17 protein-coding genes are annotated in these 17,012 nt (G+C 63.3%); 3 read left to right on the forward strand and 14 right to left on the reverse strand.

Features of this window, described 5'->3' with window-relative positions; translation table 11 throughout:
* Positions 1–12: 12 nt before the first annotated feature.
* From AC57BR_RS04880 to AC57BR_RS04925, 10 genes are all read right to left on the reverse strand, one after another.
* Positions 13–1,782: a type IV secretory system conjugative DNA transfer family protein gene (locus AC57BR_RS04880; RefSeq protein ID WP_496358626.1), complete on the reverse strand. Its 1,770-nt coding sequence runs from the start codon at positions 1,780–1,782 to the stop codon at positions 13–15.
* Complete coding sequence (locus tag AC57BR_RS04885; protein WP_496358627.1) at positions 1,779–3,389, reverse strand: helicase HerA domain-containing protein; 1,611 nt, start codon at positions 3,387–3,389, stop codon at positions 1,779–1,781. The genes AC57BR_RS04880 and AC57BR_RS04885 overlap by 4 nt, the downstream gene beginning before the upstream one ends.
* Entirely contained in the window at positions 3,389–4,897 is a 1,509-nt protein-coding gene (locus AC57BR_RS04890; protein WP_496358628.1) for an SCO6880 family protein, read from the reverse strand. Before AC57BR_RS04890 ends, AC57BR_RS04885 begins: the two co-directional genes overlap by 1 nt.
* Positions 4,884–6,173, reverse strand: a complete 1,290-nt coding sequence (locus AC57BR_RS04895; protein WP_496358629.1) for a TrbL/VirB6 family protein — start codon at positions 6,171–6,173, stop codon at positions 4,884–4,886. The genes AC57BR_RS04890 and AC57BR_RS04895 overlap by 14 nt, the downstream gene beginning before the upstream one ends.
* The gene (locus AC57BR_RS04900) at positions 6,170–6,910 is read right to left on the reverse strand and encodes a DUF8175 domain-containg protein (protein WP_496358630.1); all 741 of its coding nucleotides are present in this window, start codon (positions 6,908–6,910) and stop codon (positions 6,170–6,172) included. Before AC57BR_RS04900 ends, AC57BR_RS04895 begins: the two co-directional genes overlap by 4 nt.
* A gap of 27 nt (positions 6,911–6,937) precedes the next feature.
* The gene (locus tag AC57BR_RS04905; RefSeq protein WP_496358631.1) at positions 6,938–7,207 is read right to left on the reverse strand and encodes a hypothetical protein; all 270 of its coding nucleotides are present in this window, start codon (positions 7,205–7,207) and stop codon (positions 6,938–6,940) included.
* A gap of 28 nt (positions 7,208–7,235) precedes the next feature.
* A complete protein-coding gene (locus tag AC57BR_RS04910; RefSeq protein ID WP_496358632.1) occupies positions 7,236–7,847 on the reverse strand; it encodes a DUF6668 family protein in 612 nt (203 codons plus the stop codon).
* 35 nt (positions 7,848–7,882) lie between these two features.
* On the reverse strand, positions 7,883–9,349 hold the full coding sequence (locus AC57BR_RS04915) for a MinD/ParA family ATP-binding protein (protein ID WP_496358633.1): 1,467 nt from the start codon (positions 9,347–9,349) through the stop codon (positions 7,883–7,885).
* Between the two features lie 38 nt (positions 9,350–9,387).
* Entirely contained in the window at positions 9,388–9,690 is a 303-nt protein-coding gene (locus AC57BR_RS04920) for a hypothetical protein (protein ID WP_496358634.1), read from the reverse strand.
* A gap of 212 nt (positions 9,691–9,902) precedes the next feature.
* Positions 9,903–10,781 (reverse strand): CHAP domain-containing protein, encoded by an 879-nt coding sequence (locus tag AC57BR_RS04925; RefSeq protein ID WP_496358757.1) that lies wholly within the window; start codon positions 10,779–10,781, stop codon positions 9,903–9,905.
* 382 nt (positions 10,782–11,163) lie between these two features.
* Between AC57BR_RS04925 and AC57BR_RS04930 the strand changes: the two genes are divergently transcribed.
* Positions 11,164–11,493 carry a hypothetical protein gene (locus AC57BR_RS04930; RefSeq protein WP_496358635.1) on the forward strand — a complete coding sequence of 110 codons (330 nt, stop codon included), beginning with the start codon at positions 11,164–11,166 and terminating at the stop codon, positions 11,491–11,493.
* Between the two features lie 259 nt (positions 11,494–11,752).
* Here the strand turns inward: AC57BR_RS04930 and AC57BR_RS04935 are convergent, their stop codons facing one another.
* The 4 genes from AC57BR_RS04935 to AC57BR_RS04950 are packed head-to-tail and all read right to left on the reverse strand — an operon-like array spanning position 11,753 to position 14,223.
* Entirely contained in the window at positions 11,753–12,184 is a 432-nt protein-coding gene (locus AC57BR_RS04935; RefSeq protein WP_496358636.1) for a hypothetical protein, read from the reverse strand.
* Positions 12,181–12,768: a hypothetical protein gene (locus AC57BR_RS04940; RefSeq protein ID WP_496358761.1), complete on the reverse strand. Its 588-nt coding sequence runs from the start codon at positions 12,766–12,768 to the stop codon at positions 12,181–12,183. Before AC57BR_RS04940 ends, AC57BR_RS04935 begins: the two co-directional genes overlap by 4 nt.
* Complete coding sequence (locus tag AC57BR_RS04945) at positions 12,722–13,717, reverse strand: hypothetical protein (protein ID WP_496358637.1); 996 nt, start codon at positions 13,715–13,717, stop codon at positions 12,722–12,724. The genes AC57BR_RS04940 and AC57BR_RS04945 overlap by 47 nt, the downstream gene beginning before the upstream one ends.
* Positions 13,714–14,223: an ImmA/IrrE family metallo-endopeptidase gene (locus tag AC57BR_RS04950; RefSeq protein ID WP_496358638.1), complete on the reverse strand. Its 510-nt coding sequence runs from the start codon at positions 14,221–14,223 to the stop codon at positions 13,714–13,716. The genes AC57BR_RS04945 and AC57BR_RS04950 overlap by 4 nt, the downstream gene beginning before the upstream one ends.
* A gap of 495 nt (positions 14,224–14,718) precedes the next feature.
* On the opposite strand from AC57BR_RS04950, the gene AC57BR_RS04955 reads away from it, so the two are divergent.
* Positions 14,719–14,955: a hypothetical protein gene (locus AC57BR_RS04955; protein WP_496358639.1), complete on the forward strand. Its 237-nt coding sequence runs from the start codon at positions 14,719–14,721 to the stop codon at positions 14,953–14,955.
* 203 nt (positions 14,956–15,158) lie between these two features.
* Positions 15,159–17,000 (forward strand): MarR family transcriptional regulator, encoded by a 1,842-nt coding sequence (locus AC57BR_RS04960; protein WP_496358640.1) that lies wholly within the window; start codon positions 15,159–15,161, stop codon positions 16,998–17,000.
* Positions 17,001–17,012 lie beyond the last annotated feature (12 nt).

Raw genomic sequence — 17,012 nt, forward strand, 5'->3', positions numbered from 1 at the left:
CTGACTGCATCCCTAGCCCGTGACCCAGGGATTAGCGGCCGTTGCCGCCGCTACCTGGACTGCTTCTTCTTCCGGCTGCGTGCTGTACGTCTTGATGGATGCCTCCACTGCGTCCTTGTGCGGGCCGGTGTACCACGGCTGGGTGCGGACCAGCGTGGCGGGAGCGCCTGAGGCGAGGACGAGGGCGCGGCCGCGGTCCAGTTCGGCAAGGTTAGAGACGTCGAAGATGCGTTCCTTGGCTTCCTGGCGGGAGCGGCTGGAGCCGGACTTGCCCGTGGAGGCTGAGATGTTGATGTAGCTGTAGTCCCCGATGAGGTCCGAGAGTGCCCGGAGGAAGCCTTCTTCTGCGACGCCGCCGCCGTAGATTTTGACGTTCGCCGCTGACCAGATTTTCCGCATGTTCGCCTCGCCCCAGAGTTCGACGCCCTGGGACCAGGACTGCAGGATTCCCATGACGATCAGTCCCTTGGAGCCGTAGTGGCTGAACTGGTCCGGCAGGGCCGCCCAGCGGACGACGTTGGCCAACTCGTCCAGGGCGAACAAGGCCGGTTTGGGCAGCCGGCCGCCGCTGCGCTCTGCCCGTTCTTCCATGGCCTCGGCGATGGCCACGGTCAGTGCCGTGGTGAGCGGGGCGGCGGAGCCGGCCCCTTCCTTAGAGAGGATGTAGATCGTCTCCTGTGAGGCAGCGAAAGCATGCGGGTTGAACAGGCGCCGGCGATCCGTGGCCACCGTTGTCCCGCCGGTGGGGGCGACCCAGCGCAGCGTGTTCCTGCTCTTGAGGCACTGGATCATCTTCTCCGCGGTGCCGAAGATACCGTCACGCTGCTTGTCGGCCAGCTCCAGGGTGGACTCCAGGCCTTTGTACTGCAGCTCGTAGTCATGTGTTTTGAGGATGTTGATCGGTTCCCGGTTCACCTGTTCCGTCACCCACAGGTAGACCTGCGTGATGGGCAGGGACCCGAGCGCGGCCGCAAGGAAGTACGAGGAGAGAATGTCCTCGGCCTTGGGGTCGAAGTAGGCATCCGGTTTGGACCCGGGGACCCGTGAACCGGCCGAGAAATGCTGCGTGAGTTTGTAGGCCTTCTCTTCGTCGGTGACGTAGGCGAGCGGGTTCCACCACCAGTCCGGTTCCTCCTGGGCGATCTTCTGCGGGTCAAACACCCACACCGGTGCCGTGGCCTCGCGGACGCCCCGGGTGCCGTCCACAACGTCCCGTTTGTTCGACGTCGAGACGACTGCACCGGGAGCGTCCAGGATCGCGGGCGTCACCCGGGAGGTCGACTTACCTGTCCGGGGTCCCCAAATATCGAGGCTGAGGTCTTCCCACGACTGAATGAACTTCTGCCCGGTGGAGACCACCTTGCCGACGACGATCCCGGGACTGCCCGTCACGCCCAGCCGCTCCGCGGTGGCCTGCGCTCCCTTCTCGGAGAACGCGGCCAGCGACTTACCCCGGCCCAGATAGGGGGCGGCCTTGTCCACACGGGCACGCTGGGACGAGCCCTTCCTCCAGGCCACGAGCACGACGAGGGCTACGGCCAGGAGCAGGCCGGCCATGACGCAGGCGGCTACCGTGGCCTGCGTGGGCCAAGGCACCCGTCCCTTGATGAGCCCTGCGATCAGGTCGATCGGGTGGGCCGGAGGTGCCTGGGTGCCGGCCATCCAGGAGCCCAGGTGGGCGGCCGCGTAGGTCCCGCCGCCAAAGATCACGACGAACGCGATGCCCAGCCAGACCAGCAGCGCATCACCGAGGCCTATTCCTTTACGGTTCGGTGCGCTCACAGCGTCCCTCCTTCAATGTGCTCTGGAGCTTCCGGCTCCATAAGCGTCTTTGGGTGCCATTTGGTGTTGGTATCGTTCAGTCCCCCGTCCCGTTCGAGGGATGTCAGCCCGATCTGGACGGGGATGCCCGGGCGGCCGCCGACCTTGATCAGGAACTTCCCCCGGCCCGGGGGTTCGACGTCGACGCCGCGCGAATCCCACGCGGGCGGGTCCTGCCATGAAATGAGCTTTTGCTGCTCCTGCCGGGACAACGGGATCGCGGAGGTCAGCAGGGGCATTTCCGAGGCCGGCAGGCCGCCGCAGATGACCATGCCCGATCGTTCCACGAAGCCGCGGGCCTTCATTCGGTCCTCCTCAGCAGGCAGTGCCAGCAGGTCGGACATGGTGTGGGAGATCATGATCTGCCCGACCCCTACAGACCGGTTCAACCGGGTCAGCGCGTCCACCCGATCGACCATGCCCTTGCCCGAGCGCAGCGCCCGCCACAGCTCGTCTAGGACCACGAAGTAGTTCCTGCGCGGCTCCAGGCCCGCGTCGGCGAGGGCGTTGGCGACGTTCACGGTCCCGAACCCGTATGACCAGCACGCCAGCAGCACCGCGGCCTGCAGATCAGTCTCGGTCTCGTCGATGCTGGAGACATCAAATACCACCGCCCGGTCGCGCCGCATGGGGTTGGTGGTCTGCCGGGAGAAGATCTCTCCGAGCTTCCCTCCCCCGGTCAGGCCCAAAAGGGTCGCTTCCAGCGCCCGCGTCTCCCGCAGGTAGACGCTCCTGTCTCCCCGGTCCAGGGCGACCTCGCGCAACTCAGCCGGGGCGGACACGATCACGTCGAGCAGGTCTTTCAGGACCGGGATGCCATCGAACCGGTCATCGAGGACCCGCAGCGCCCGATCCAGGATCGTCTGCTCCTGATCGGTGGGCGGGTTGTTCCGGCTGATCGTGATCAGCGAGACGACCATGTTCAGCCGGCGGCCATGCGCGTCTGCCCGTACCCGGGCAGCGGCAGCGCGATGACCGTCAGCTTCGAGGAGCCCGGCGGCCTCGACGGCCTGGCCGGGATCGAGGATGTTCAGGTACCCGACACCGCGGCCCAGGGAAATGACCTGCCCGCCGAGGGCCTGGACGGCTTTGATGTGCTCGCCCTTTAAGTCCCCGAGCACCAGCGGGTGGACGCCTTGGGCGGACAGGCCGAGGAACATACGGCGCACCAGCGTGGACTTCCCCAGCCCGGGTTTGCCGAGGATGAAGGCGGAAGGGTTGGAGATGAGCCGGGCGCGCTGGAACCAGCTGATCGGGTCGCAGCAGACCGTGGCCTGGGTTTCCTCGTGCCGGCCGAGCGGGACGCCGATCATGGGCGAGGACGCGCCGGAGGAAAATGGCCACAGTCCACAGACCTGCACCGTGGTCCCCCGGTACTCCCGCACGGACGGGACGAGCTGCACCATGCCGCCGCCGCGCCCGGCCCAGCCACGCGGGCAGGGCCCGCTCCCGCGGACAGAGCGGCCCGTCCCGCGGACAGAGCGGCCCGTCCCGGGATCCTTGGCTGGCTTTTCTGCTGCCTTTACTGTCTTTGACAGCTTTATCGGCAGGAACTTAATGCGGGCCATTAGAGAGCGTCCTTGATCTCGGAGGGCAGCAGGCTGTGCTGGGGCAGGACAAGCCCCAAGGGCAGGGACGCAGCGAACGCGGTGTCCTGCGCTCCATAGGCGCGGCGCAGCAGCACCCGGGCGGTACCGGAGGTCTGTTCAATGGCGGCCACGGCATCGGGCAGGCGTTCGCTGTCGGTCACGGTCGCGGTGACCACCATGCCGAAATTCACCAGCCCAGCACCGCGGGCTTCCTCAGCCGCGGTCTGCGCGGCGGAGCGGGCATCGACCAGCGCGCGGGCGCTGGGCCGGGTCCCGGAGGTGATGCGGACGTTGGCGTTGTTCTGGTCTCGCTGGACCACGGCCGCGGCCCGGGCCGAATCCATCGGCCGGTACAGCAGCGAAACCCGCTTGCGGTCGATGTCCCCGTGCGGGGCCAGCAACCGGGACAGGACCGAGGAGTTCACCGACCCACGCGGGGCCCCGGTCATGGTCCAGGAGGCCGAGAACGCGGAATCGTGCCGGTAGTCCTCCCAGTTCGCCTGCGTTGCGGTGGGTCCGGCCTCACCCCAGGTCAGGGATACCGGGGACCCGGCGGCGTGGGCTTCATCAATGATCAGCGCAGCGGGGGGATCGTAGGCGATCCGCACAACCTCGCAGAGTTCCTGCGCCGTCATCGGACAGGCGATACCGGCACCGGTGGACTGCAGCCGGGCCGACAAACCGGGGATCCGGGAAGCGAGGTCACGGGCCACGTCTTCCGGTGTGCGCTTCTTCGCCCCTACCCGAAGGGCGGCGTTGAACGTGAGGGACACCCAGGCGCGGACCGTGGCCGACCCGTCCGGATAGGTGTCCACGACCTCGTGCAGGATCGCCCGGGCAAAGTCCGGGGCGTTCGGGTCGATGTTCATTTCCACTTCGTTCCGCAGCCGGTAGCCGGAGTCCGGGGCGGTTTCCACGGTGACGGCCGCGGCGTCCAGGCCGGCCTCGTCGGCGAGACCGGCGAGCCAGCCGCCCCAGTTGGCCACCCAGGCGTCGACCTGTTCAGGGTCCACCAGTGAGGCTCCGTCAGGTTCGGTGGAGAAGATCACGGTGAAGTGGCTGGTGGCCGGGACGTGGAGCATGGCGAAGGGGCGCTTGTAGGAGTCGGTGAACTCGTACAGGGTCGACTTCGCGGCAAGGCCGGGGAGCTGGTACATACCCCATCGCGTCACGCCCAGCGGGCCGGAACGGTACAGGTTCGTTCCGGAGGACCTGGAGATCCTGAAGCTTATCCTGGTGGCGACGCGGTCGACGACGGAGTGGCCGTGCTTGTCCTTGACCGTCAGCAACAGGACGCTGACCCCGGCCAGGGCCAGAACGCCCAGGCCAACGAAGAGGCCCCAGAGGGCGAAGCTGATGATGCCCATCAACAGGCCGGCCATGACGATCGCGGTGCCGATGGCACCGAGGTTGCCCAGTCCGGCAGAGCGCGGGACGCGCCAATTCCCGTAGGACGGTTCCTTGTATTCGGTGTTAACTGCTCCCACTGGGGCCCTCCCCCGTTGAATCCTGCGCGGTTTTTTCGATGGCCTGCGACGTCCTGGACGCCACGTGCGCGCCCACAGTTACGGCCGTGCCGGCTGGACCGGCTGCGGCTGTTGCCCCGCTGGCTCCGGTTGCTGCACGAGCGGCGCCTGCCGAGGCCCCGGCCCCTGCCCTGCCCGCCTTGCCTTCGACTGCGGTGCCGGCAGCTCCGCCAGGCCCGGTGGCACCGGGCATGGGTTGGCCTCCCCCGCCTCGCGGGCCGGGCGTTCCGTCGCTGCCCTTCGGTGCGTCACCGGCGTCGGGGCTCGGTGTGCCGGACGTGCTGGTTGTGCTCGCCGGGATGGGAGCGGCATTGCCGCGTCCGCTGCCACCGCGGCCTAGGGAAACAGCGCCAGTGGCCAGGGCCCCAACCGCGGCTCCTGCCCCTGCTCCCCCGCCGGAAGCGACGGAAGCCACCATCGGTGTGACGAACCGCATCAACGCCGGCAGAGCGAACAAGGCCACGATCATCAATGTGAAACCGGTGATGGAGCCGACCAAAGCATCCTTGCCGATCTTGTTGTCCATGAGCAGAAATGCGACCGAGTACACGATGGCCGCTGCCGGCTTGTAGAGGATGAAGGCGATAGTCCAACCGACAGCCTTTTGGAACCACTGCCGGCCCATCTCCGTGTTCGTGAAAGCAGCCGTGGTCGGCAGGATCGCCGCGAGGATCACGAGCATGCCGCTGCGAACCACCATCAGGACGATCTGGACGAGGGAAGCAATCAACCCGATCAGCCCCAGAACAATGAGGATGAACACCCCCACCTCCGTTTGGTTGGTCACGATGAGGAGCTGCAGCGCCTCCGCGAAGCCTTTACCGTCTGTGGACTGTTTGATGATGGCCGCTGAAAACGCATCTGCGGCGATGACCAGAATCGAGATGACTCCCAAGCCAAGCCCAGAGACCAGAGTGAGCGTGATGAGGGAACGCAGCAGATCTTTCAGAGGCCCTCCGCGCTGTTCCCAGATCATACGAATGCCCCCGATAATGACGGCGAGAACTGCCAGCGTCAGAGTCCAGCTCATCAGTTCGTCGTTCACGGCCGTTACGACATCGCTTGGCTTGGTTCCGTCTTGGCTGGTCAGATTCACCGTGGGCATCGAGACCCAGAACGTGGACAATGTCGTCACCATCTGGCTCATGCCCTCCATGATGGCTTTGGCCAGATTGCCGATGGCATCATCGGCGAGCCCTGCAACCCAGTCCCCTACCGGGTTCCAGGCGGGCCTCATGCTCCGCTCCATGGGATGAATCCGGAAAGGTCAGGTACTTGCCGTGGTTCCTCAAGGGGCGCACCGTTGTCGGCGACGACTCCCTTCCAGTCCCCGTCCTGCCACAGCAAAGTCGTCCTTACCGATGCCAGCGCTCCGTTGTTCGCCTTGAACGCCAGATCCACAACGGCCTGGTCCGCCGTGTAGGAGAGGTTGAACCCGGCGATTTGGACCTTCACCGACGATGCAGGAGCCATGATCTGGGGTGCTTTCATTCCGGCCTCTCGGCCGGGTCCGTGGGCGGCGAGCTGTTCGGCGATGGCCCGTTCTTTGGAAGGATCGCTGCCCAGCGCCCAAAGATTCACCGCCGCGTACAGCGCCCCCGTTGGGGTGTGCGCGAAGCACGACCTAATGCCCTGGCGGTCCTTCTTTCCCGGTCCGATTTTCGGGTCAGTGGGGGCGGCCATGGTCCCCACAAGTTCCCATGTCGTTTCTGGCGCTGAGCCCAGGGCGGTTTCCGACGAAGAAGGCAGCCCGCAAACGCTCGTGCCAGCTTCAGCGGAAGTGGCGGGGCTGGCTGTGGCTGGGCTGCTCGACTCGGCGGGGGAAGGGGCCGGCTGTGCGTTGCCTGGTTCTTTGGGGAGCAGGAAGATGACGACGGTTGCTGCGATCAGCGCGACCACCAGCGCGGCGGCGATGATGAAACCGGGCTTGGTGAACGGGTTGCTTGCGGTGGTGCTCTCTGTTGACTGGCTCATGGGGGACCTCCCGTTGCTGGTGCTGGCTTAGACGAAGGCGCGGACGATGCCCGAAGAGCCGCTAATGATGATGCAGCCCATCAGGACCCAGCCGAGCTTTCCGATTGCTTGGGCGCCCTCGCCGCGCTGGAGCTGGATGACCATGCCGATGCCGACGATGATGACGCCCAGGACACCGAGGATGAGGCCGATACCGGAGGCCCAGTTCAGGATGGTCAGCAGTCCGTCGGCCTGGTCGGGGACGGTCGGTGTGGGGTCGGGGATGACGCTTGTTGCAGGTGCGGTGAAGGAGTTCACGGTGAGACCTTTCAGTTGTTGGTGCGTGTCAGAGGGTGGTTCTTGGTGTGGTGTCGGTAGCCAAGGCAGCGATGTTGGTGATGAAGCGTTGGTACTCGCGAGCCGGTGGCGGCGTGGAATCCCCGTGCCGCCAGGCCTCCACCCAGGGCAATGTCCACAGGCGAGGTGCTCCCCCGCCAACGATGGCGGCGAAGTCCCGGAGCGCTTTGGGAGTCTTTCCTGGTGTGTCGGCCAGTATGGCCAAGCCGAGCAGATCGACCTCCGGTGCCGTCCCTGATGCCCATTGGGTCAGCGCGCTCCTGGCGGCTGTGAGGCCGTGCATGTCGGCCCGGCAAACCAGCAGCACACGCGGCTTGCTGCCGTCCTGCAGGACGGGCCAGCAGTGATCGGTGACGCGGGCCCCGTCAAGGAGGCCAGCGATTCTACTTTCACCGGATCCGCCGTGGGCACCCGTGACCCACACTGCCGCCCGACGTGACATGGTGCGCCGGCCGAGGCGATCTGTTGCGTCCGGTTCCACCAGGCCACGCAACGGCGCACTGATCACGGCCACGGGCGGTACGTGTTCGGACGGTGCTGGCTCGGCCGGGTCTTCAGCTGTGCTTGTGCTGGTGATCCAGGGGTTCAGGGACTGTTGCATGCTCCCTCCTTTCAGGGCGCGTTTAGGGGTGTGTTTTAGAAGCCGTGGGCGACGGCGGCCGCTGCCGCCAGCCACGCCCGCTGGGTGGCGGGCTGAAGTGTCTCATAGCGGATGGGGCCGTTGACCAGGGCCGGGTCGTAGGGAATCCGGACGACGGCCCGGACGAACGGTTCAAAGCCGTCCGCGATCCGTTGTGCCTCTGCCTTGGCGCGCTTCAAGGCCTCCCCGGTCATGCTGCGTTTGGCGTCGGTGGATTCGGAGACGATCACGACGGCGTTGCGTGCCAGCTCGGCGTCGTGGCCACCGCGGGATTCGAGGGTCTGGAGGGTCAACCGGGCTGCTTCGGCGCGGTCTTCGATGGCAGTCACGGGCACGACGAGCTGGTCGGTGTGGTCGACCATCCGACGCCAGTTCGCTGCCCGGGCGGTGTTGCCCGAGTCCATGACCACCAGCCTGTAGTAGCGGGTGAGGACCTGGTGGGCGATGTCGACTTCCTCGGCGGTGACTTCGTGGTCGCCTTCTTCGTTTTCGTCCGAGCGCAGCACGTCGAACTTGTCGGCGATCTGGTGGTGGACGAATTTGGCGATCTCGGCGGCGTTCGTTGACGGTGAGAGGAGTTCGGTGGAGGCATCGATCAGGTCCAGGACGCTCCGGTCATGGGCGCCCTTTTCCGTCCGCCAGCCCAGGGTGCCTTGGGATTCGTTGTTGTCCCAGGCGACGGTTGCGGCCCCGCTGTAGCGGGCGAGGATGGCCGAGAGCATGACGACCGTGGGGGTCTTGTTCGCCCCGCCCTTACGGTTGACCACGGCAATGGTCCTCGGGCCCGGCCAGTGCTGGCTGACGGTGCGGACATCCTCCCGCTCGGAGAGTTCGTCGGCGGAGGGGTCCATCCGGAAGCCAAGGCGCGTAAGCGCTCCCCGCCAGCCCCGTGTGGCCGGTTCCAGGATCGGGGCGCTGATAAGGAATGAAGTTTCCTTCAGGCTGCGCCGGGTCGGAGCCGCGGTCTCAGCGGTTACAGCTGTCGGCACTTCCCGGGCCGCCGGTGCCTGCTTGGACTTTGTTGAGGCAGGCGTGGGTGGCCACGCCTGATGGTCCACCGTGGCGACAGGCGCAGCCACGGGTTCCGCAGGGGCGGCCACAGGCTCAGTTGCAGGAGCCGGGGCGGTATGAGTGACGGTCGGAGCAGCAGTCGTCGAAGTTGTTGCTTCTGCCTGGCGCCGGGCGGGGTGTGTCTCGTAAGAGACAGATTGGATCGTGCTGTCCGGGTGCACGATCAGTTCGCCGTGCCCTTCAGGATCCTCGATCCGGACCCTGACAGGGCGTTGCAGTGTCTGGGCTTCGCCCACCACGACGGCCAGGGCGTTGTTGCGGAGGTCCTGCAGCGATTCCCCGTCAGGAACGATGCGGGCGTTCCCCGCGACGACGACCTCGGCCGTGCCGTTGTCGCGGACGATGGCCCTGATCTTTGGAAATGCCAGGACTTCGGTTGGTGCAGTAGCCATGAACTTCTTCCTTTAGGTGAGATGCACAGGTGCGGGGCTTAGGAGGATGGGGGTGTGAGCCGGTTGACCTTCCATGGGGCTTCCTTGTCCGTGCGGAGCAGCTGCAGCGTGTAGGTCCCGGCGTTGGTGGGGACCGTGGCCAGGACCCCGTAGCCGTTGGCTTCATCGACGCTTAGCGTCGCGGGCCCCATGACACGGTTGGCCGGGACGTTGGCCGGGTCAACCACCGAGTAGTCGGAGGTGGCCTGCGGTGTCAGCCAACGGGCCAGATCGTTGGACCACTGTTTTTCGTCCACGGCAGGGCGGGCAAAATCAGCCATCGCATTTTCAGCTACTTCCATGGCCCTGTCCCTGCTGGCCCGATCCCAGCCAATGCTTGTGGTGGCCGGGGCTGTGCCTCCGGGCGCCTGTGGGCCGCTGTTGGCGCTCAACGAAACCGGCGCGGAGGCGGCTGGGGAACTGCCCGCTGATTCTGCCGGTGCCGGCATGGTCCTCGCTGGCGGTGCGCACGCAGCGCACAGCAGAGCCACGGCGATGAGGGCCAGGGGTGTTTTCACTTCTTCTCCTCTGGAGTAGGCAGGTACAGGAACGCGGAGGGGACGGTGCTGCGGACGGTCCGGGTGTAGTAGTTGTGGTCATCCGGGGGCGGATTGCCGTTGTAACCCTCTTCGACGTAGGTCCCGTCGGCCTTGACTTCCTTCACCACGCCAACGTGACCGAATTTCGGGTCCGCTCCCCCGGCGCCGGGGGCGTACCAGACGACCGCCCCGACCCGCGGAGTGGTTCCGGTGGGCCAGCCCTTGGCGTCCCAGCCGGCCTTCCACGTCACGGCAGAACCCAACAGTTCCCCGTCCGGACGGAATGTGCCGTTGAGGAACTTGAACGGTGCACTGATGGAGCCCATCTGCTGGTTCACCCGCCACAGCGCGAAGTCCACACACTCGCGGTAGTACATATTCAGGGGCGAGGTACTGGCGTCGTTCGCTCCCACCTGCGACCAGGTAGGCGAGTCTTTCCAGGGATAGTCATCCCCTGCACCGGACTGCCCCGGAATGGCGCAGCCGCTGCCTTCCAGGGAGAGCTTCCCGTCTGAGAGTGCCTGAACGAGTTTGACGGCCTCGGGCCAGTACTTCCGGTAGTGGTACGGGTCGGCGTTGCGCTGCACCTTGCTCGCGGCGATGGTCGGCTCCAGCAGCTCCCAGCCCTCAACGGCCTGCAGAGCCCTGACGAAGTTCCTCGCACTGATGGCGGGGTTCATGCGGTCTGCATAGGAGCCCCACGCGCCGTTGCCGCGCTGCTGGAACAACCCGCGGGAGTCCGGGCCGGCTCCGTCGCCGTAGTCCACCACGCGCAGCCCGGACTCCCCCAGGGCGACCATGACGCTGATCATCTGACCTTTCACGGACAGGTTCTGGGCTTTGCCAGCATCCATGATCGCCACGGTGTTCCTCAACTGCTCCCCGGTGTAGCCCTCGACCTCAGTGCCGGCGCCGATGACAACCGAAACGGCCGGGCCACAATCGGCAGTTGCTGGTCTCGCGGGAACCAGAAGGACCAGCAAGGAAAAGATCAGGCTAGCCAATAGCGTAGGCACGGCTATCAAGACACCTGTGGCTGCGGTCAGAGACTGTTTCACAACCTGCCCTTCGTCTGAGACACGTACTTCCGGATCTTCCCCACGGGCCACTCCCCTGTTGGGACCGTGAACGGCAACCTAGCCAACTATAGACTTATAGTCGCTAGCTAAATACTTAAAATAGTAAGCTACTGCAAAAGGTTCGTAAACTGTAGGAAGGTTCGGCACAATGGTTCCCATGCCTAAGACCGTGCGCCCAACGGACCCCGCGTGGTCTGAGGATCTCGACTCTGCGGCCATCGCATACGGAACCCCGGTGCGGATGCAGATTATGAGGCACCTGCGGGTGGCGGGACCTTCCATGCGTTACCAACTGGAGCAGGCGACGGGAATTAAGCATGCTCTCTTGGTTCAGAGCCTTAATAAGCTGGAGGCAACGGGCGTCGTAACCGTTAATCTCCCGCCCGAAGAGCGCTCGACGCGTGCATTGACATACACCTTGGACGGAAACAGGGCTGACTATCTCCTCGACCTTATGACCACCTACATCCGTGCCCAGGAGAACTGAGGTTCGCCCGCCCCCAAGCGCCGGGCGAACCTCACCCCCAACTGGCATAGAGCGATTGGAGCCGCAGTTTTCTGAAAGCAGGTCCAATCCTCCCGTCCGCTTGCTGAAATTCAAGCATGTGTCACGCATGTGTGAACACAGCTAAGACGATAACAGTGGCATAGAGCTCGTCCAACTTATGGGTTAAATCAAGGGGCCGCCCGCCTTCACTGGGAAGGTTGGGCGGCCACTGTCGTGCGTCAAGCTTGCCGAATGGAAGTTAGTTCCCCTCATCGAGGATTTTGGCAATTGCCTTCAAGGCTTCAGGGTCCACAGGGCCGAGGGCTCTAGCTGCGAAGTTTCGAACCTCAGCCCGTCTCATGCTGCGGATTAGCTCTAGCTCTGCTTCGACCCGCTCCGGAAGTTTGCCGCCCTCCTGTAGGAGGTATTCGGGATCGACGTCGAAGACGGATGCTATTGCTCGTAGTGCTGCATCTGGGACTACTTGTTCCTTCCCTGCTTTGAGCAAGGACCACCTCGTACGTGAAAGGTAATAGCCGGCCTTTTGTGCCCCATCCCGGATGGCCGGGTAGTCGAAGGGCTTACCCGTGTCAGAGACGATCACATCTAGCAGGAGATTGATCTTCCGCGCGAGCGTTTCGGCCCGTCGGATACCTGCCGCCCGTTGTGGCGGGAGATCAAAATCGCTCAAGAGATCAAGCTCCAAATGTTAGCTCCGGCGAAACAACCGAAGGTTATAAGTCCGATGACGAAGCCCATCAGAGCCTCGCCCCATGTGTGCTCCCGTAGGGCGGTTCGACTGAACAGCATCATCGGTGATAGTACCAACAGCCAGGCAAATGCTGGACCGAAGACCTGAGTCACCCATAGAACAGCAAAGGTCAGAACGGAAACGTGTGCCGATGCGTTCATCCATCTTCGAGCGAGCGCAAGGCCAGCGTTTCCGACCACAAGCCCAAGAACTGTCGTTGGTACAGGGGCAGGAAGTTCGAGCACAGCACAAGTGACCGCGCCCGCTACAGTGAGCGAAGTGACTACCGCAGTTCGCGAGTTAGCCGGCAGCCCAAGCTTGTGGACGAGAAATGGGAACTTCTTATACGCAATCCCCGGGATGACGATGATGCCCACAGCAAGGGCGGTCACTCCAAGGATCCCTAGTCCAGCATTTGTCCCGGCAAGGATGATAACCAGGAACAGGACGGCAGCGGGTTTGAATGCTTTTGAAAAGCTAGCTGCTAGTACGGGCAGGGGTGCCAATGGAACCTGGTTCTGCAATTGATTCCTCAATATCGTCTAGTAATTTGCTTTCCGCAGGGGACAGAAGCTCCGGATGTTCGATGCGGATGTCATCGATAAAGATGACCCACCGGTAGAGCTGTTCCCTGGACGAACGCGGTCGCAGGCTTAAGGCGGCGGCCTGCCTTGCCCGCTGTCCCGCTTCTGTTTTCAAAAGTCTGTCTACGATCGGTTGCAGCCTTGCGACGGCGGCCCGTCGTCGTTGACGTTCAGCAACCTGGTGACGGCCTCGGTGGTAAGCAGGAAGAGCGAACCCAATCGCGAAGCCAACCAACGTCAGTGCAATCAAGGATCGATAGCCTACATATGCGATTTCTGAAAGGCTATTTTCCGTACTGCTCGCCTCGGTAACGATCAGCAAGAGCTTGATAGCCACGGCCAGAACGCCCGCAAAGCAAGATACTGCGATGATGTCGAAGCCCATTCGGAAGGACGGCCTTTCGCCTGTCCGGTCGCGGCGCATGCACTCAATTCCGGTGTAGGCAGTGATGAGGCCCATCCATACGAAAAACAGGCTTTGATACCACGCGATCGCCGGGATCGCAGCGAAGACGTCCGTAAAGTTAGTGGCCGATCGGGGCGTTTCCGTCATCAGCAGCAACGCTGCTTGGGCACCGGCCAGGGCAATGCCCACCGAAACCAACAGACGCCAGCGGGAGTTGGAAGCTCCCGTGGCAGCGACTATGAGTCTGCTCAACTCCGTCATGCCAAGGCCCAGGACAATGTGGACGATTAGGTTCAGTACGTTCCTGTCGCCTATCCAGGAATCGATCGTGATATACACCGCGTCTATGTTGAGCGTCGTTCCTACCGCCACGAAAACCATGGCCGTAAGGATTCCAGGCTTCCAGCCATGGCGAAGTCCAATAATCCGAGTGAGCACCACGCCCCAGAGGATCAATGCGGGCAATATCTGCAGCAACTTCATCCAAAGACCTTCTCGAAGTCGCTTGTCGGCTGGGGCTGTCCGTCAAGTACACATCCGGAAAGCAGGTAGGCCACTTCCTCCGCCGCCTTTTCAGTGTCATTCCACTGCGGCGATCGGGCCAGCATTCGTTTGATGCCTTTCTGCTGGCCTACGTGGCTAAAGACGGACGGCATGGACGCAGCGAGTCCGTCACATCCTCTGTGATGCAGAAGGATGTGGCCGAACTCATGACAAATCACATGCATGCGGTGAAGATCCGAATGGTCCTGGGGGACAAGAATGTGCGATTTCGCTTCTGTCTCGAGCCACAATCCTGATACTCCAGGAATGGTGCTCTTCGGAACCATACGCACATTGATCGGTTTGCCGTGCGCCATTTCGACCGCTTCTAGAAGATCAGCGTACGAAATCTGGCTCGGTAGGCCGAGTTGCTCAACCACTGCTCTCGGCGTTCGTCGCATGACCTCTGGGTAGGTCGCCTTACCCCAGCTCTTCACAAATTCCACTCCAGAACAATAAATACACGCACGTATCACGCATGTGTGAGACACTACTTGCGGGCGTGGCGCGCCCGTTCTAGCCCCAAGGGGCGATGACCACATATACCAACAATCAGCCAAAGGTGCTTGTCACGAGGAAGGCGCGATGGATCGTATTCAGCTTCACCATCCAATATGTCCAGTCTTCAGTTGGCTTGCCCGTACGCCTGCGAGCGGCACCAGACTGAGTAGTGCGCAGTTCAGGCGAGGGCACGGGGACCTTGGCACCAAACCAAGGTCCCGGCCGCTAGTGTCAGCGGGAGAGTCTCGAGGGGACGGCGGTCGAGCCGTAGGTCACAAACGCGACACGCTTCCGTTTTCTGAAAACAAATCCCAAAGGGTCCAATTGCCCGGTGATAGTTTCAGAGCAGCCGCAAGGGACGTCAGTAAGTCTCGGCGGCAGGCAACACAACGATGAAGCTGTAACCGCTAAGCGGATACAAAATTCAAAGGACACAGCACATGACGGCAGTAGCAGTAAATCGAGGCGGCGGGCGCCCCAGCAAGGGCCTGCGTAAGTTCATTGGTTTCCGCACACCGGAACACACCGCTGACGGTATCGCCAAGGTGGCAGCCCACAGGGGCCTGACCGTCACTGAATACGTTCTGTCCGTTGTGGAGCCGAAGCTGAAAGAAGACCTGGCCGCGCTTGACCGGGATGACTACCAGCAGGAGCTGCCCATCCGCATTGCCTCATAACCAAAAAGAAGGCCCGCACTAGGCGGGCCTTCGAAGCTTGAGACTTACCCTCTGGATTGCTTGCCGGCGGATCAGATTGTAAGTCGTGGAGGGCCTAGCCAGGCCATCCCTTGTGTTGCTATGAAACCGATCTGGCAGGATCGGTCCTTTTTCGTACCTCAATCCCCGGAAGGATTACCCACATCGTACATCAGCACGTCTCAGTGCTTCCAGCGCGCCCAACTGGCGGCGTGTCATGGCAGCCAGACGACCCAGCAACCGTTTGGGCGGCGCTAGCACCCCTGCTGGCCGGCCAACCCCGCGTCCGGTTATCCCGTGACGGAGGGAAAACCTACCCGCAGAAACACGAACGGAACCTCACCGATTCCCTTCCTTCACTGCCTGCTGCAGTACGAATTTTCGGCAAGGACGGCACCTGTGCGGCGATATTTCTCGACTTTGACTCCTCCGTAGCAGGCCTGGACTGGGTTCAGGCGGACGTCCGCTCCGTTCAGACCTGGCTGCACTCGGTCGGTGCCCGCTGGATTGAGGACTACTCTCCGAACGGCGGCCGCCACGTCTACGTCCCACTGGCGCGGCGGATCACGTTCTCTGAAGCGCGTGATCTTGTCGAGGCGCTGGGCACCCGGTACGTGACCCTGGACAAGACCCCTCACCAAAACCTGCTCCACGGCTGCATGCGAACCCCCGGCTCACCGCACAAGCGCGGCGGGCACCAGGAACTGGCGATGAGCCTATCCATGGCCTACGACATCGCCCGCCGGCCCAATAGCCCCACCGTCTGGGCGGCTATGACCAACGACCTGGCCGCCGAGATCAAAGCCGTCCGCGCGCGCCGGCAGGATGAGACCTTCACTCCGGCGACCTCCGACGCACCCGCCATCAACGAGCCCGTGGGGCGCATGTCCCGGACCATGCAGGTGCTCGCCCAGACCGGCATGTACGACACCAACAGATACGCCTCTGACTCCGAGGCGCGCCAGGCCGTCATCCTCAGTGCCGCGGCCGCCGGTCTCGAGCTCGTGGATGTGGAGCGCCGGATGCTGCAGGGAACTTGGCCCGGATTGGCCTCCTTCTATGCCCGCTATGCAGCCCGCCACCGATTTACGTCACTGCGCCGCGACTGGATGAGCGCCCTCAGCTACTTGAACAAAAAGACGGTCCAAACCGACCGGAATGACAATGTCCGCAGATCCCCCACAAGCCGGCCAAATACACAGGCGGTAGGGGTAAAGGGTTCAAACCTAATTTCAAACCCCGATGCGGAGCATCGGTTTATTCGGACCTGGCGAAGTGCTCTAAGGATCAAGGAGGTGAACTACCAGCACCCCAGGTCTGGTATGGCCCGGCGAATGGTGTTGAGGGCTCTGGGGGAAGCAGCGCACATGTCGGCATCTCGTTTTGTTGAATTCGGCGTCCGGTCCATTGCCGTGGCCACTGGCCTTGACCATACGACCGTTGCGCTGCATCTGAGGGAGCTGCGTGCGGAGAAGGATCCCCTGGTTACCTTGGTTGAAGAGGCCAGGGGCACGAAGGGCGATTTATACATGCTCACCGTGCCCGAAGAGTTGAAGACAGCGGCCGAGGATGCTAGCTGGCAGAAGGGGAAAATCCACTCCCTCCGCCCGGTTTTCCGTGAGCTGGGGCTGCCGGCCGCGTTCGTCTACGAAGCGCTAGAGCACTCCCCCGCGATGTCGACAGCTGAGATTGTGCGGATCACCCGGCTGTCTCGTTCTGCGGTCCACGAAGCCCTGGAAGTCCTTGCCGCCTGGAACCTGGTCGTCCGCAATCCCAGCCGGGCCTGGTCAACCGTAGCCGGGACATCACTGAGACAGCTCGCCGAACAATTCGGGGTCTTCGAAGCGGTTGCCCTCCAGTTACAGCGCTACCGCAACGACCGGATCATCTGGCGGGAATGGCTCGCCAAAAACGTCCACACCGTGCCGGAGCTGCTCTCCCCCGACGAAGACTATCCCTGGGAGATGTTTGAGGGGCCACCTGATGAATGGTCACTGTCCGCCATGGCCTTCAACAGAACTGGATGAGGGTCAGTGCCA

The sequence above is a fragment of the Arthrobacter sp. BGA-UO-ETr-C19 genome (genome assembly GCF_059568005.1).